At 40.9% G+C, this 1148-nt stretch carries 2 pseudogenes; both read right to left on the bottom strand.

From position 1 onward, the window contains the following. A pseudogene (locus QI30_RS21015) lies at nt 1-177 on the bottom strand (plasmid recombination protein); the annotation flags it as partial. A gap of 569 nt (nt 178-746) precedes the next feature. After that, nucleotides 747-1148, bottom strand: a pseudogene (locus QI30_RS18615) (tetracycline resistance MFS efflux pump); the annotation flags it as partial.

The raw sequence follows: 1148 nt of genomic DNA, 5'->3' as shown, positions 1-1148 counted from the left end.
GCCAAATTCTTCTTGATACAGTTCTTTCAAATCCTTCTGAACGAGGTACACATTTTCGTGCGAACGAGATTCATCAATGTGTGAATTCCGTTCTTTATCCTTGTCACTCATGGTCCGATTATTGTGTTTGATGTTGGTTTTATTGGTCGCCTTTTTGAGCGAAACCGACATGCTCATGACGAATCACCTCACTTGCTATGAGTGTACCAGACAGTTTGTTACTTTGCCAAAGTAACCTTTTCTGTATTTTGACACTGCGCTGCGCTCCATGTGCAAAATGAAAAGGCTCTCCGAGGGTAAAAGCAGGGGTCTGTCACTCTGGCGTGACAGTTTCCCCAAGATCAAAATCAAAAGAAAAGACCTTGGGCGTTGCCCAAACCCACGAGGGAAAAGTTTCCCCTCGACCCCCTCCAAAAACTCCCCCATCCCCCTCAATTTTGAGGGGGCTCCCTCGCCGGTAGGCAGGTCAAAAGGTGTTGCCTTTTGACGTGCCGAGAGGGTTCGGGTTTTGCGAAATTCGTCAACTCCTTAAATTCCTTCCCGTTGGTCAGTCAGACATTTACCGTTGACGAATGCCACGTTTTTCGTTCTGCAGCTCATCAGCTTTTAGACGAAAAAAAAGACCGTCAAATGACGATCTTCGTTCTTCAATAAACGCGCCCTTTAATGGAACAAAAAGATTTGAATTCCTGTTATAAAAAAAGGATCAATTTTGAACTCTCTCCCAAAGTTGATCCCTTAACGATTTAGAAATCCCTTTGAGAATGTTTATATACATTCAAGGTAACCAGCCAACTAATGACAATGATTCCTGAAAAAAGTAATAACAAATTACTATACAGATAAGTTGACTGATCAACTTCCATAGGTAACAACCTTTGATCAAGTAAGGGTATGGATAATAAACCACCTACAATTGCAATACCTGTTCCCTCTGATAAAAAGCTGGTAAAGTTAAGCAAACTCATTCCAGCACCAGCTTCCTGCTGTTTCAAGCTACTTGAAACAATTGTTGATATAACTGTTTTGGTGAACGAAAGCCCACCTAAAACAAATACGATTATAATTGTCATGAACCATGATGTTGTTTCTAAAAGAAAGGAAGCAGTTAAAAAGCTAWCAGAAAGAAATGTAACTCCGATGTTTAA

The organism is Candidatus Kurthia intestinigallinarum, assembly GCF_003991225.1.
GTDB classification, from domain to species: Bacteria; Bacillota; Bacilli; order Bacillales_A; family Planococcaceae; genus Kurthia; species Kurthia populi.
This window is presented reverse-complemented; position numbering and strand designations above follow the sequence as displayed.